Source organism: Flexivirga aerilata, from assembly GCF_013002715.1.
In the GTDB taxonomy this organism is placed as follows: Bacteria; Actinomycetota; Actinomycetes; order Actinomycetales; family Dermatophilaceae; genus Flexivirga; species Flexivirga aerilata.
Genome location: NZ_JABENB010000001.1, coordinates 2,406,288 through 2,420,658 on the forward strand (window position 1 = coordinate 2,406,288; position 14,371 = coordinate 2,420,658).

General features: G+C 71.3%; 13 protein-coding genes. 9 read left to right on the forward strand and 4 right to left on the reverse strand.

Annotation, left to right across the window (positions count from 1 at the left end; translation table 11 throughout):
• Nucleotides 1–2 precede the first annotated feature (2 nt).
• Nucleotides 3–506, forward strand: coding sequence for a GNAT family N-acetyltransferase (locus HJ588_RS11325; protein ID WP_246241806.1), 504 nt, complete (start codon nt 3–5; stop codon nt 504–506).
• A 1-nt stretch (nt 507) separates the two neighbouring features.
• On the opposite strand, the gene HJ588_RS11330 is transcribed toward HJ588_RS11325, so the two are convergent.
• Nucleotides 508–2,946 (reverse strand): DNA gyrase/topoisomerase IV subunit A, encoded by a 2,439-nt coding sequence (locus HJ588_RS11330; RefSeq protein ID WP_171155016.1) that lies wholly within the window; start codon nt 2,944–2,946, stop codon nt 508–510.
• A 164-nt stretch (nt 2,947–3,110) separates the two neighbouring features.
• Between HJ588_RS11330 and HJ588_RS11335 the strand changes: the two genes are divergently transcribed.
• Nucleotides 3,111–3,758, forward strand: a complete 648-nt coding sequence (locus HJ588_RS11335; protein WP_171155018.1) for an SAM-dependent methyltransferase — start codon at nt 3,111–3,113, stop codon at nt 3,756–3,758.
• A gap of 2 nt (nt 3,759–3,760) precedes the next feature.
• Here the strand turns inward: HJ588_RS11335 and HJ588_RS19030 are convergent, their stop codons facing one another.
• A complete protein-coding gene (locus tag HJ588_RS19030) occupies nt 3,761–4,300 on the reverse strand; it encodes a sunset domain-containing protein (protein WP_212755428.1) in 540 nt (179 codons plus the stop codon).
• 184 nt (nt 4,301–4,484) lie between these two features.
• Nucleotides 4,485–5,291 (reverse strand): LLM class F420-dependent oxidoreductase, encoded by an 807-nt coding sequence (locus tag HJ588_RS11345; RefSeq protein ID WP_171155020.1) that lies wholly within the window; start codon nt 5,289–5,291, stop codon nt 4,485–4,487.
• 56 nt (nt 5,292–5,347) lie between these two features.
• Between HJ588_RS11345 and HJ588_RS11350 the strand changes: the two genes are divergently transcribed.
• Complete coding sequence (locus HJ588_RS11350; RefSeq protein ID WP_171155022.1) at nt 5,348–6,400, forward strand: alpha-hydroxy-acid oxidizing protein; 1,053 nt, start codon at nt 5,348–5,350, stop codon at nt 6,398–6,400.
• 1 nt (nt 6,401) lies between these two features.
• Here HJ588_RS11350 and HJ588_RS11355 read toward each other — a convergent pair whose 3' ends face one another.
• Nucleotides 6,402–7,013, reverse strand: coding sequence for a nitroreductase family protein (locus HJ588_RS11355; protein ID WP_171155024.1), 612 nt, complete (start codon nt 7,011–7,013; stop codon nt 6,402–6,404).
• Nucleotides 7,014–7,157: 144 nt separating this feature from the next.
• Between HJ588_RS11355 and HJ588_RS11360 the strand changes: the two genes are divergently transcribed.
• Genes HJ588_RS11360 through HJ588_RS11385 form a run of 6 tightly spaced genes read left to right on the forward strand, consistent with a single transcriptional unit; the run spans nt 7,158 to nt 14,367 of the window.
• Nucleotides 7,158–7,664, forward strand: coding sequence for a sigma-70 family RNA polymerase sigma factor (locus tag HJ588_RS11360; protein WP_171155026.1), 507 nt, complete (start codon nt 7,158–7,160; stop codon nt 7,662–7,664).
• Nucleotides 7,661–9,139, forward strand: a complete 1,479-nt coding sequence (locus HJ588_RS11365) for a WD40/YVTN/BNR-like repeat-containing protein (RefSeq protein WP_171155029.1) — start codon at nt 7,661–7,663, stop codon at nt 9,137–9,139. Before HJ588_RS11360 ends, HJ588_RS11365 begins: the two co-directional genes overlap by 4 nt.
• A gap of 47 nt (nt 9,140–9,186) precedes the next feature.
• The gene (locus tag HJ588_RS11370) at nt 9,187–11,847 is read left to right on the forward strand and encodes a bifunctional acetate--CoA ligase family protein/GNAT family N-acetyltransferase (protein ID WP_171155031.1); all 2,661 of its coding nucleotides are present in this window, start codon (nt 9,187–9,189) and stop codon (nt 11,845–11,847) included.
• A 20-nt stretch (nt 11,848–11,867) separates the two neighbouring features.
• Nucleotides 11,868–12,476 carry a DUF5998 family protein gene (locus HJ588_RS11375; protein WP_171155032.1) on the forward strand — a complete coding sequence of 203 codons (609 nt, stop codon included), beginning with the start codon at nt 11,868–11,870 and terminating at the stop codon, nt 12,474–12,476.
• Nucleotides 12,473–13,630, forward strand: a complete 1,158-nt coding sequence (locus tag HJ588_RS11380) for an alkaline phosphatase family protein (RefSeq protein WP_171155034.1) — start codon at nt 12,473–12,475, stop codon at nt 13,628–13,630. The genes HJ588_RS11375 and HJ588_RS11380 overlap by 4 nt, the downstream gene beginning before the upstream one ends.
• 11 nt (nt 13,631–13,641) lie before the next feature.
• Nucleotides 13,642–14,367 carry a thymidine kinase gene (locus tag HJ588_RS11385; protein WP_171155036.1) on the forward strand — a complete coding sequence of 242 codons (726 nt, stop codon included), beginning with the start codon at nt 13,642–13,644 and terminating at the stop codon, nt 14,365–14,367.
• Nucleotides 14,368–14,371 lie beyond the last annotated feature (4 nt).

Here is a 14,371-nt window from a genome sequence, read left to right on the forward strand (position 1 = left end):
CGTTGAGCGGCACGATAATCCGTGAGGCGACCGACGCGGACTGGTCGCAGATCTGGCCGATCGTGCGCGATGTCGTCGCCGCGGGCGACACCTACGCCTACCCGGCGGACCTCGACTCCGAGAGCGCGGGTGGTCTCTGGCTGGAGCGGCCGCCGGGGCAGACCGTCGTCGCGGTCGACGACGACGGCACCGTCCTCGGAACGGCCAAGATGGGTCCCAACCGGCCCGGTCCGGGCGACCACGTCGGCACCGCGAGTTTCATGGTGGCGCAGGCCGGCCGCGAGCGTGGCGTCGGTCGGGCTCTGGGGGAGTACGTCGTGCAGTGGCACCGCGAAAATGGTTACCGCGCAATCCAGTTCAACGCCGTGGTCGAGAGCAACACCGCGGCCGTGCGGCTGTGGAAGTCACTCGGGTTCGAGGTCATCGGCACGGTGCCGGAGGCGTTCCGGCATCCGCGCGACGGCTACGTCGGGCTGCACGTGATGCACCTGCGGCTTGACGCGTAGCTCAGTCGATCGCCGCCAGCTGACCGCTCACCGGCACGCCGCTGCCGTCACGCTTGCCGTCGGCCGGCGGCAGCTCGACCGCGGCGCCGGTCGGGCTCGCGCCGCGCGCCGGCGCCGCACCCGCCCACGCAATGACCAACTCGTCCTCACCGCGCAGGAAACGGTGGCAGCGCACGCCTCCGGTGGCCCGGCCCTTGCTCGGATACTCCTCGAACGGAGTGACTTTCACCGTCTCGGGGCCCGAGCCCGGCAGCGCGCCGGACGCGCCCGCGCCGGTCACCACAACGCCAGGCAGACCGGTGTCGACCGCGCCGAACCAGATCGTCCGCGCATCCGCGCCCAGCTTGATGCCGGCCATGCCACCACCCGAACGGCCTTGCGGTCGCACGAGACTCGCGGCATAGCGGAGCAGCTGGGCCTGGCTGCTGATGAAGACGAGGTCCTCGTCGCCGGTCTGCAACTCGACCGCGCCGACCACGCTGTCGCCGTCGCGCAACGAGATCACCTCGAACGAATCCTTCGACGGATAGTCGGGATTGACGCGCTTGACGATGCCCTGGGCGGTGCCGAGGGCCAGGCCCTTGGAGTCGGGGGACAGGGTCGCGAGTGCGAGCGGCTGCTCACCGCTCGGCAGGTCGACGTATGCCGCGAGCGGCGCACCGCCGGCGAGCACGGGCGCGTCGTTGGTCGGCGGCAGCGTCGGCAGGTCGAGCGCGCTGAGCCGCACCATCCGGCCCGCGGAGGTGACCACCGCGAACTCGCCGCGTGCGGTGGTGAGCACCTTGGACACGACCAGGTCGTGCTTGCGCCGGCCGCCCTCGGTGGCGATCGACGAGGCGTCGGTCGTGCGGGCGAGCAGGCCGGTCGAGGACAGCAGCACCCAGCACGGGTCGTCACTGACCTCCAGAGGAGTCGCGGTCGCGGTCTTGGCGGTGGCCCCCGGGCCCTCGAGCAGGACCGTTCGGCGCGGGGTGCCGAGCGCCTTGGCGATGTCGGCGAGCTCGCTGGAAACCGTTTTGCGCAAAAGCTTTTCGTCGTCCAGGATCGCCTGGAGCTGCTCGATCTGCTCGCGCAGCTCCTGCTGCTCCTTCTCGAGCTCGATGCGCGAGAACTTCGTGAGGCGGCGCAGACGCAGCTCGAGGATGTAGTCGGCCTGCACCTCGTCCAGGTCGAAGACCTGCATCAGCCGGCCGCGCGCGGTCTCGGCATCGTCCGAGGTGCGGATGACCTGGATGACCTCGTCGATGTCGAGGATCGCGATCAGCAGACCGTCGACCAGGTGCAGGCGGTCCTTGGCCTTGTCCAGCCGGAACTGCGTGCGCCGTCGTACGACGTCGATGCGGAAGTCGACATAGACGCTGAGCAGTTCCTTCAGGCCCAGCGTGCGCGGCTGACCCTCGACGAGTGCCACGTTGTTGATGCCGAACGACTCCTCCATCGGCGTGTGCTTGTAGAGCGCCTCCAGCACCGCCTCGGGGTTGAAGCCGTTCTTGACATCGATGACCAGCCGCATGCCGTTCATGTCCGACAGGTCGTTGACGTCGGCGATGCCCTGCAGCTTCTTGGCCTGGACGAGGTCCTTCATCCGCTCGATGACCTTCTCGGCGCCCACCATGTAGGGCAGCTCGGTCACGACGATGGATTTCCTGCGGGGAGTGAGGTTTTCGATGCTCGCGGTCGCGCGCGTGCGGAAGCTGCCGCGACCAGTGAGGTAGGCGTCCCGGATGCCGTCGAGCCCGACGATCTGGCCGCCGCACGGCAGGTCAGGGCCGGGGACGAACTTCATCAGGTCGTCGAGCGAGCAGTCGGGGTGGGTGATCAGGTGGCGGGCGGCCGCGATCACCTCGCCGAGGTTGTGCGGCGCCATGTTGGTCGCCATGCCGACCGCGATGCCGCTGGCGCCGTTGACGAGCAAGTTGGGGAAGGCGGCGGGCAGCACGTCGGGCTGCAGCTCGCTGTCGTCGTAGTTGGGGACGTAGTCGACGGTGTTCTCGTCGAGCGAGCGCGTCATCGACAACGCCGCCGGCGCGAGCCGCGCCTCGGTGTATCGCGACGCGGCCGGGCCGTTGTCGAGCGAGCCGAAGTTGCCGTGTCCGTCGACGAGCGGCAGCCGCATGGTGAAGTCCTGCGCCATACGGACGAGGGCGTCGTAGATCGCCTGGTCGCCGTGCGGGTGGTACTTACCCATGACCTCGCCGATCACGCGCGAGGACTTCACGTGGTTGCGGTCGGGGTAGAGCCGCAGCTCGTCCATCGCGTAGAGGATGCGGCGCTGCACCGGCTTGAGGCCGTCGCGCGCATCGGGGATGGCCCGGGAGTAGATGACCGAGTAGGCGTACTCGAGGTACGCCGCTTCCATCTCCTGCTCGACCTCGATGTCGACGATGTTCTGCGCTGAATCGTCGGGGTAGTCGGCCTCGTCACGCCTCTTGCGCGCCATCGTCGCCCTTCGTCACTCTGTGCTCGGTTGTGCGGCGCTCATCTTCCCGCATCCGCGCGCCGGGCCCGGCAGCGACACCCCAACGTGGCGCCTCGGGAGCGGGTCGCTTTGCGGTTTCGGCAACGAAAGTTGCCGGTGCGTCATACCGCCTCCACAGTGGGCGTATGACGACACACGCGCACGACGAGCCGCTCTCGCCCGCCGAACACCGCGCCTACTGGGAGGACCGCTACTCCGGCGAGCGGATGTGGAGCGGCAAGCCGAACGGTCCGCTGGTCGCGGCGCTCACGAAGCGGCCGGCGGCCGGGGAGACAGCGCTCGACCTCGGCTGCGGCACCGGTGGCGACGCGATCTGGCTTGCGCAGCAGGGCCTGCGGGTGACCGGCGTCGACATCGCCGACGCGGCATTGCGGCAGGCGGCGGAGGCGGCCTCGTCGGCCGGTGTGGCCGACCGCATCGAATGGGCGCGCGCCGACCTCGACGACTGGGAGCCCGGTCGCACCTGGGACCTGGTGCTCGCGAGTTTCCTGCATTCACCGGCGGTTTCGGACCGTGATCCGTTGCTCGAACGGGTGATGGAGTGGGTTGCGCCGGGCGGTGAGTTGATCGTGCTCAGTCACCTGCGCGCGCCCGAGTGGCGCGACCAGCACGACATGCATCTGCCGTCCCTGCGGGAGATCGAGGCATTCCTCGACCGGCCCGGGTGGGCGGTCGAGAGCGCCGAGGAGACCATCACCGACCTGCCGTCGCCCGAGGGGGAGCCCGGCACCCGCGTCGACACGCTCGTGCGGGTGCGTCGCGCGGCCGGCTGAGGTCAGACCTTCGCGGCCCGCCAGCCGGCGGCTTCGGCCTCTGCGCCGGAGCAGAACCAGCGCTCGCCCTTGCCGGGGCTGATCTTGGTCTCGTCGTAGTAGCGCTGCCCCGGCACGTGGTAGATCCGCTCGCCCTTGCTGCTGATGTTGCCCTTCACGTCGCAGCCCGCCGGATGGTCGCCCGCCGCGGCGAGCGGTGCCGGGGCGGTCGCCTGCGTGGCCGGTGCGGTGGCGGTCGTGGTGGTGCGGGTGGTGGTCGCGCGCTGTGTCGTCGGGGTTGGCGCCTGTGCCTGGGTCGAGGTCGCGGTGGGCGTTGCCGTGGTTGCGGGAGTGGTGGTCGTGGTGGTTGCGGAGGTCGCGGAGGTCGTGGACGTCTCGGTGCGGGTCGCGGTCACCGTGACGGTGTCTGTCTGCGTGCGGGTCGTCGATGTCGTGGCCGGCGAAGGCGATTCGGCAGACTTTGTGGCGCCGCTCGCGCACCCAGCGATCGCGACCACCGTCATACCGACGAGGGCGGAAGCCGCCCACCTCCCCTTGTCCATGGCGGAAGCCTAGGACTGGTGGTGCACCGGCGTACGCGGTTTGCGCGATGCCCGCTGGACGGATCGTGCGCCATGGCGCACGTTTCGTCCAGCATCGATGGCGAGTGCTCTGCTTCGATGGCAGCGCCTACCTGCGCGGTGCAGATCGCGTGGAATAGCACGCGATCTGCACCGCGGGGGAGTGTCAGCCGTTGACCTCGTCGCGCCAGGCGATCCACTGCTCGACGGTGGACAGGTCGTAGTCGGGGCCGCTCACGCCGATCGTGAAGAGCCGCGCGCCCGCCTCGTGCAGCTGCGGTCCCTCGTCGCTCGGTGCGGGCGGCGGATTGCCGTCGCGGCCGCGACCGCCGACGCCGACCGACACCTCGATCTCGTCGACCGGCCGGCCGATCGCGTCGCAGTGGCCACGCAACACCTCGAGCTTGTGGTGCAGCACCTCGACGTCGGCGAAGGTGTGCCAGATGTTCGCGTACTGCGCGACGAGGCGCAGCGTCTTCTTCTCACCGCCGCCGCCGATCAGCACCGGGATCGGACGCACCGGCGCCGGGTTGAGCGCGGCGAGGCGCGACTCGATGCGCGGCAGCGCCTCGGCGAGGTCGTCGAGCCGGCCGCCGGCCGTGCCGAACTCGTATCCGTAGTTGTCATAGTCCTTTTCGAACCAACCGGAGCCGATCCCGAGGATCAGCCGCCCGTCGGCGATGTTGTCGACGGTGCGCGCCATGTCGGCGAGCAGGTCGGGGTTGCGATAGCTGTTGCAGGTGACGAGGGCGCCGATCTCGATGCGGGAGGTCTGCTCGGCCCACGCGGCGAGCATCGTCCAGCACTCGAAGTGCAGGCCGTCCGGGTCCCCGGTCAGCGGGTAGAAGTGATCCCAGTTGAAGGCGACGTCGACACCGATGTCCTCGGCGCGGCGCACCGCGTCACGGATCTTGTCGTATGACGCGTGCTGCGGCTGGATCTGGACTCCGATGCGAACAGGACGATCAGTCATGGTGTGACGGTATGACATCCGGCACCGCCCTCGTGGCTTTGTGACAGGGTGCGGATGTGCGCGACCGACTTGCCGAGATCCACGACCGGGCGGCGCAGGCCGTCGACCCCGACGCCTGGCACTACCTCAGCCGTGGTGCCGCCGACGGGCTGAGCGTCAGCGAGGCCGAAGCCGCCTGGGCCCACTGGCGATTGCGACCCCGGGTGCTGCGCGATGTCAGCCGGGTCGACACGAGTGTCGAACTCTTCGGGTCGTGGGCGACCCCGATCGGGGTCGCACCGACCGCCTTCCACGGCCTGCTGACCGCCGAGGGCGAAGTGGCCACGGCGGCAGCGGCTCAGCGCGTCGGTGCACCCATGGTGCTGTCGAGCCGGTCCACCCGGCTGATCGAGGACGTCGCGGCGCAGATCGACGGCCCCTGGTGGTTCCAGGTCTACCTGATGCGCGACCGCAGCATCACCGACCGGCTGATCGAGCGCGCGGCGGCGGCCGGTGCCAGCGCGATGGTGCTCACCGGGGACACTCCGTATGTCGGCTACCGAGCGCCGAATCCCGCTGCGGCACGGCCGATCCCGCTGACCGCCGAGCAGAGTCTCGTCAACGTCGCCGACTACCTGCCCGACGACGGCAGCGATCCCTGGGAGTCGATCGACCAGCGACCGGACCAGACGCTCGCCGACATCGACCGCATCGCGCGGATCGCCGACCTGCCGGTGATCGTCAAGGGGGTGCTGCGCGGTGACGACGCCCTCGCCTGCCTGGACGCGGGCGCCGAAGGCGTGTGGGTGAGCAACCACGGCGGCCGCCAGCTCGACCGCGCACTGCCGACGGCAGTCGCACTGCCCGAGGTGGTGCGGGCCGTCGGTGGTGCCGCTCCGGTGCTGGCCGACGGTGGGATCCGCAGCGGACTCGACGCGCTGACCGCGCTCGCGCTGGGTGCACAGGCGGTCTTCGCCGGGCGGCCGGTCATGTGGGGCCTTGCCGCCGATGGCGTCGACGGGGCGACGGAGGTGCTGGGCGGCCTCACCGACGAGCTGCGCCACGTGATGGGGCTCGCGGGCGTGAATTCGCTTGCGGCGCTTGAACGTTCGTTGGTGGCGCCGGCGTAGCTCAGGTCCAGGGCGTCCCGAAGCGTCCCGCGTGCACGATCTCGGACAGCGGTCGGCGCCGCCGCTTCCGGGTGCTGCCCGACGGTGCGTCGCTCTCGGCATACCCGAGCGCAATGACTCCGACCACCCCTCGATCCTGCGGTATGGCGAGAGCCTCGCGCACCGCGGTGAGCCGTTCGACCGGCACCCCGAAGAACAGCCCGCCCAGCCCCTCGTCGACCGCGCCGAGCAGCATCAGCATCGCCGCCATGCCGGTGTCGACGTCCCAATACGGTGCCGGCCAATGGGTTTCGGAGCGGTCCGGCCACGGCTTGTCGGGCTCGGCGTAGCGGTCGAGGTAGGCGCCGCGGTCGGAGCAGCAGACGATCAGCACCGGTGCCGAGCTCACCCCGCGCAGCCAGGCGTCGGGCGCGCCGCCGTCCGCGCTCGCCGCCCAGAAGGCTGCGCGCTCGCCGCCGCGCAGCACCACGAAATCGAAGCCCTGGCTGAAACCGGCACTCGGCGCGCGCGGCGCCAGCTCGAGGATCCTGCCCAGGACGTCCGCAGGCAGGTCGCGATCGGCGTCGAAGCGCCGCACCATCCGCCGTCTCGTGATCGCATCCCGCAACTGCATGCGCACATTCTGCGCAGATAGGATCGCCAGAACATTTTTCGCGGGCAGCCAACCGCGGGACCCGCGACGTCGTCCACCCGGACATGACCACTGTTGCGGGGACCGGGCCGACTGCCCCGAGGTCCACGGAAAGGTGGCGCGGAAGTGGCTTCGGGGGAAGCAACTGTCGAACGCGCCGTCCGAGAGGTGTACGACGCACACTTCGGGCGGCTCGTCGGCTGGACGACGACGCTGATCGGAGATCGCGATCTGGCGCATGATGTCGCGACGGAGGCATTCGTGAAGCTGATGACGCATTGGCCGTCGGTGCAGGATCCGCGTGCGTGGCTCTACACCGCGGCGGCCAACCAGGTGCGCGACCATTGGCGCAAGCGTGGGCGCGAAGCGGCGGCATACGACCGCTTCGTCGGCGGTCGCCGGGCGGCCGTCGACGTCGCTGCCGCCGGCCTCGACCCGGCCACCCGGCTCACCGTGCGGGACGCGGTCGAGTCGCTGCCCGAGCGTTACCGGCTCGTCGTGCTGCTGCACTACTACGCCGATCTGTCGGTGGCCCAGGTGGCCGGCCAGATCGGCAAGAGCGAGGGCGCGGTCAAACGCGACCTGTTCGACGCCCGCCGCCATCTCGCGGAGTCGCTGGAGACCGCCCGATGACCGATCAGCAGCGGCCCGGCGTGTCGCCGGGCCGGCCGAGCGACGAGCCCGAACCGGCGGCGCACGGCGACTCCGTCGCGCAGTTCTTCGCCCAGCAGCGCGCCGAGGTGCGGCAGGAGCCGGCCGGCGAGGTCACCTGGCAGCGGATCGTGCGGTCCTCCCGCTCCACCTCGCGCCGGCGCAGCCGGGTGCTCGCCCTCACCAGCGCCGCCGTCGCCGTGCTCGCGCTCTTTGCGATCTGGAGCTGGCAGCGCGAACCGATGGGCGGCTCCGGCGTGCGCCAGGGACAGGCCATCGCCGGCAACACCGACACGGTGCCCTCCGGTCGCAGCTCCGGTGAGGGGCGCACGGTGTCGCCCGCGCAGCAGCCGTTCAAGGTGCCGGAGACCTTCACCACGTGGTCGGTCAGCAACGCCGGCCACGGCACGCTCTACGCGCTCGGGTCGCAGGGCTGCCGGGGCACGGTCTGTCCGGTGCTGCTGCGGTCCGGCACCAACGGGACCTCCTGGACCGCGGTGCACAACTTCGACAGCACCGACGTGTCCAGCGCCACCGGCACCGACGTGCAGCAGATCCAGCCCGACCGGGCGGTCACTCAGGTGCGATTCGCTTCTCCCACAACGGGATACGTCTTCGGGGGCGACCTCTGGGTGACGCGCGACAGTGGGGCGAGCTTCAGCAAGCTGCCGCATCCCGGCAGCACCGTGCTCGACGTCGAGGTCTTCGACCAGCAGGTTGTCGCGCTGAGCTCGGACAACTGCGCGCAGGGTGTGTGCAACGGCCCGATGTACGTCAGCGTCTTCGCGCCGTCCGCCACGTCGGTGGAGCAGCCGGCCGCGGTCTACAGCCCCGACACGCCGGTGCGCGGCGGTGAGGTCACGGTGCAGAACGCCCAGGCCTTCGTGCAGCTGTCGGTCGGCGACTCCGCATCGGCCATCCCGCCGATGCGCCTCACCGGCGGCCGGCTGCAGCCGATGGCACCGCCCGCCGCCTGCAACGGCCGGCAGCTGCAATCGGTGACGCCCGCGACCAACGTCACCGGGCCGGTGCTGCTCTTTGCCGTGTGCGACCCGCAGGAGTCGGGCAGCGCCACGTCATACACCCTCGTGCGCAGCCGCGACGGCGGTCAGCACTGGGAGAGCGTCTCGGTCGGCTCGCTGAGCCTGCCGCGCCTCGGACAGGTGTGGCTCGCCGCCGCCGACGACAAGCACCTGGTCGCGTCGGCCGGCGGCCCGCGGGACACCTCCGGGGTGCCGGCCAACAGCGGCGCGGGCAGCCTGGTGGTCTCCCGCGACGGCGGCAACGGCTGGGCGCCCGCCGACAACACCAGCAAGCAGCCGGTGCCGTCGAGCGGCTTCGACTGGACCGCCAGCGCCGGCGCCGGCTACTTCTACGCGGTGCCGCGCACCACCAGCTCGTTCTGGGCGACGTCCGACTACGGGACGCGGTGGCGCCTCGTCAATCCGCCGGCCTGACGGGGCGGCGCGGCGGCGCTCCCGGGCAACCCTGGCATGCTTCACCCATGACCGGTTACCCCAGCGACTGGGAGGCCGATGTCGTGCTGCGTGACGGCTCGGTCGCGCAGATCCGGCCGATCCGGCCCGGGGACGAGCAGGCACTGCAGGAGTTTCACGACCGGCAGTCCGAGGAGTCCATCTACCTGCGCTTCTTCGCGCCGCTCAAACACCTGTCGGACCGCGACGCCCAGCGCTTCGCCAACGTCGACTACCGCGAACGCGTGGCGCTCGTCGCCGAGTCGAGCGGCCGGATGATCGGTGTCGCCCGCTACGACCGGCTGGCCGGTCCCGACAGCCCGCGCGCGGAGGTCGCCTTCAACATCGCCGACGACTTCCAGGGCCGCGGCGTCGGGTCGGTGCTGCTGGAGCACCTGGCGGCGATCGGCCGGGAGGCCGGCGTTCAGGAGTTCGTGGCGGACGTGCTGCCGCAGAACAACAAGATGATGTCGGTCTTCACCGAGGCCGGGTATGCCGTGGACCGGCGCTTCGACGACGGCGTGATCGCGCTGTCGTTCCGCATCGAGTCGACCGAGCAGTCGCGTGCCGTGCGCGCCGCCCGCGAGCAGCGGGCCGAGGCGGTCAGCATGCACTCGCTGCTCTCGCCGTCGTCGGTGGCGGTCGTCGGGGTGAGCGAGCGGGCCACCGGCCTCGGCCGCGGGGTCTTCGAGCACCTGCAGGCCGGCGGCTTCACCGGCCGGCTGTATGCCGTGGGCAGCAGCCGGCACGGCGAACTCCCGGGCGTCGAGGTCTACCTCAAGGTCACCGACCTGCCCGAGCCGGTCGACCTCGTGGTGATCGCGGTCCCCGCCGAGCGGGTGCTCGAGGTGGTCGCCGAGTGCGCCGCCCACCGGGTGAAGGCGCTGCTCGTGCTCTCCTCCGGCTTCGCCGAGGCCGGCCCCGAGGGCGAACGCCGGCAGGCCGACCTGGTGCGCCTCGCCCGCCGGCACGGCATGCGGGTGGCCGGCCCCAACTCCTTCGGCCTGATCAACACCCGCCCCGACGTGCGCCTGAACGCCTCGCTCGCTCCGGAGATGCCGCTCGCCGGCCGCTTCGGCCTCTTCGCCCAGAGCGGTGCGCTCGGCATCGCCGTCCTCGACTTCGCCGGGCGGCGCGGGCTCGGCCTCACCGACTTCGTCTCGACCGGCAACCGCGCCGACGTCTCCGGCAACGACGTCATGCAATGGTGGATCGACGACGACGCCACCCAGGCGGTCGGCCTCTACCTGGAGTCGATGGGCAACCCGCGCAAGTTCTCCCGCATCGCCCGCCGCCTCGCGATGGCCAAGCCGGTGATCGTGGTCAAGTCGGGGGTCTCGTCATACGGCGTGCCACCCGGGCACCGGGTGCGCCCGACGCTCACCTCGCCGGACGCCTTCTCCTCGATGCTGCGCCAGGCCGGGGTGATCCGGGTGGAGAACCTCCACCAGCTCTTCGACGTCGCCCAGCTCGTGGTCAACCAGCCGGTCCCCGCAGGGCCGCGGGTCGCGATCGTCGGCAACTCCGACGCCCTCGGCGCGCTCGCTGCCGACGCGGCGGTCAGCTGGCGCCTGGAGGTCACCCACGGGCCGGTCAACCTGCCGGCCTACACCGACGCCGCGCAGCTGCAGGCCGCCGTCGAGGCGGCGTTCGCCGACCCCGACGTCGACAGCGTCATCACCGCGATCATGCAGCCGGGCATCGTCGAGGGCATCGTGCTGGCCAGGGCACTCGCCGAGGTCGCGTCACGCCACGAAAAGCCTTGCATCACAACGTTTCTCGGCATCAGCGGGATGTCGGAGGAGCTCTCCGCGGAGGCGCCGGACGGCACCCGGCGGTTCGTGCCGTCATACCAACTGCCGGAGGACGGTGTGCGCGCACTCGCCGCCGCCACGAGGTATGGCGAGTGGCTCGCGACCGACCGCGGCACCCCGGTGACGCCGGAGGGCGTCGACCGGGCGAGCGCCGAGCGCCTGATCGACCGGGTGCTCGAAGGCTCACCGGACGGGCGCGCCCTGCGACCGGACGAGGTGCGCGAGTTGCTCGCCGCCTACGGGATCGCGGTGTGGGCGGAGACCCCGGTGACCACCGTCGACGAGGCGGTGGCGGCCGCCGACGCCATCGGCTACCCGGTGGTGGTGAAGTCGGTGTCGCCGCTGGTGCGCACCCAGCCGGTGACCGCCCTGCGCGCCGACCTGCGACGCCCGGACGCCGTGCGGGAGGCGTTCACCGCGCTCGACGAGCGCCTTGCGCCGCTGCACGCCAACCGGCTGGTGGTGCAACGCATGGCGACGCCCGGCATCCCGTGCATCGTCGCCACGGGGGAGGACCCGCTCTTCGGCCCGGTCGTGCGCTTCAGCCTGGCCGGCGCGCCGACCGAGGTGATGGGCGACATCGCCTACCGCATCCCGCCGCTCACCGAGGTGGACGTGCGGGAGCTGATCAACTCGGCCAAGGCGGCGCCGCTGCTGCACGGCCGCGGGGGCGGCCTGCCGATCGACCAGGCTGCTCTCGAGGACGTGGTCGCGAGGGCGTCGGTGCTCGCCGAACAGTTGCCGGAAGTCGCGTCGCTGGAGCTCAACCCGGTCAACACCCACCCGGACGGCCTCGACGTGCTCGGCGCCACGATCGTGGTGGCGCCGCCCGCGTCACGCACAGACTCCGGCAGGCGTTCACTCCCGGTCGCCTGACAACTGCGACAATGGTCGTTATGTCATCGACCAGCAAGCAGATCACCGGGTCGGTCCTGCCGGGCCGGCTCCTCGCCGACATCGAGCAGGCCGGCTATTTCCCGGCGCTCGTCGCCGACGTGGTCGCGTCCGCGGTGGGCGTCGAACCGGTGGACTCACATCTGGTGCACGCCGAGACCACCATCGACAACGAGACCGTGCGCCGGCACGTGACGGTCCTCGCGCTCACCGCGACCAGGCTGGTCGTCGCCCACGCCGACGACCACGCGCCCAGCCCGGAGTCACCGGTCGCGCACCTCGGCTCGGTCGCCACCGCGACCAGCGAGACCGTGCCGCTGTCGTCGGTCCGCGGCGTCATGCTCGCGCACGTCGTCGCGCAGCCGGAGGGCTACACCGCCGGCGCGCTCGGCCGCGAGGTCACGATGACCATCTCGTGGGGCGCGGTCTCCCGGGTCGACCTGCTGCCGGCCACCTGCGGCGACCCCTCGTGCGACGCCGACCACGGCTACGAGGGGTCGATCACCGGCGACGACATCGCGCTCCGGGTGAGCGCCGACGCCGACGGTGACGCCAATCTGCGTCAGGCGCAGGCGTTCTCGTCGGCACTGTCCGCAGCCATCGGGCGGTGAGTCTCGAGGCGCTCGCCCCGTCATACGACGGGAGGGGGCTGGGTGGTGTGCTGCCGCGGGTCGCGGCCTCCCTGGGAGCGCTGCCGCTGCCCGAGGACTGGCCGGCAGCCGTCGCGCTGCCGGAGGCCCGGCGTGCGGTCGTGGTGCTGGCCGACGGCCTGGGCGCCGAGCTGCTGCGCCGGCGGTCGGGACACGCGCCGTTCCTGCGGTCGGTGATCGGCGGTCAGCCCGACCACATCCCGGCCACCCTGTCCGCGGGCTTCCCGTCGACCACCGCCACCAGCATGGGCACCTTCGGCACCGGTCTGCCGCCCGGCGAGCACGGCCTCGTCGGCTACCAGTTGCGCATCCCCGGCACCGACCGGCTCTTCAACGAACTCGACTGGATCGATGGCCCGGATCCGCTGCAATGGCAACCACATCCGACGATGTTCGAGCGAGTCGGCGCAGCCGGCGTGCCGGTCACGATGGTCGGACCGGGGAAGTTCGACGGGTCCGGACTGACCCGCGCGGCCCTGCGTGGAGCGCGCTTCGCGGGCGCCCGCGACCTGCCTGGCGCGGTCGACGCCGCCCTCGCCGCGGTGCGCGACGGCGACCGCGCGCTCGTCTATCTCTACTGGGGGGCGATCGACAGCACCGGTCACCAATACGGTTGTGAATCCTGGCAATGGGGCGATGCGGTCGAGGCGTTCGACGGCGAGATGCGGCGCCTCGCGGCCAGCCTGCCGGCCGGGACGTCGCTGACCGCGACCGCCGATCACGGCATGGTGGATCTGCCCGACTCGGCCAAGATCGACGTCGCCACCGACCCCGAGCTCGGCGCTGGTGTCGAGCTCGCCGGTGGCGAGATGCGCGCTGCCCACCTCTACTGCCGGCCCGGCGCGGCCGACGACGTGCGGGCCGCGTGGGAGGCGCGCCTCGGCGACGACGCGTGGGTGATGAGCCGCGAAAAAGCCGTGGCCGCAGGGCTTTTCGGCACCGTGTCCGACGCCGTGCTGCCACGCATCGGGGACGTCGTCGTTGCCATGCACGGGGTGGTCGGTGCCTACGACTCGCGCGTCATGCGCCCGCGCGTGTCGTCCCTGATCGGGCAGCACGGGTCGCTCACCGACGCCGAGCAACTGGTGCCGATGATCCACCTGCCCGCGCAGTAAGGTTGCCGCCCGTGGCTGAACTCCTCTTCTTCTCCGGCACGATGGACTGCGGCAAGTCGACGCTGGCGCTGCAGATGGAGCACAACCACCGGGCCCGGGGGCGTCGCGGGCTCGTCTTCACCAAGCACGACCGGGCCGGCGAGTCGGTGCTGTCCTCCAGGCTCGGGCTGTCGCACCCCGCGCTGGAGGTGCACGACGACCTCGACTTCTGGGACCTGGTGGTCGAGCAGGCGACCGGCGGCCGGGTGATCGACTACCTGATCTGCGACGAGGCCCAGTTCTACACGCCGGTGCAGGTCGAGCAGCTGGCCAAGCTGGTGGACGAAATGCACATCGACGTCTACGCATTCGGCATCACCGCAGACTTCCGCACCGAACTCTTCCCGGGCTCGCGCCGCCTCATCGAACTCGCCGACCGCATCCAGGTGCCGCAGGTCGAGGCCTTGTGCTGGTGCGGCCGCCGGGCCACCCACAACGCCCGCGTCGTCGACGGCGACATGGTGGTCGAGGGTGAGCAGGTGGTGGTCGGCGACATCAGCGGCGGCAGCTCGGCCACCGTCGAATACGAGGTGCTCTGCCGGCGCCACTACATGCGCCGGATGACCTCGCACGCCGCCCGCGCGCAGGCCGTCTCACCCGAGGTGCTGCCGTTCGACCTGGACCTGTGCCCGCTGCCGGGAGCCGGACGCGACGCGGCGGACCCGGCAACCGGCGAGAGTCGGTCCGGCTTGGCATGATGGA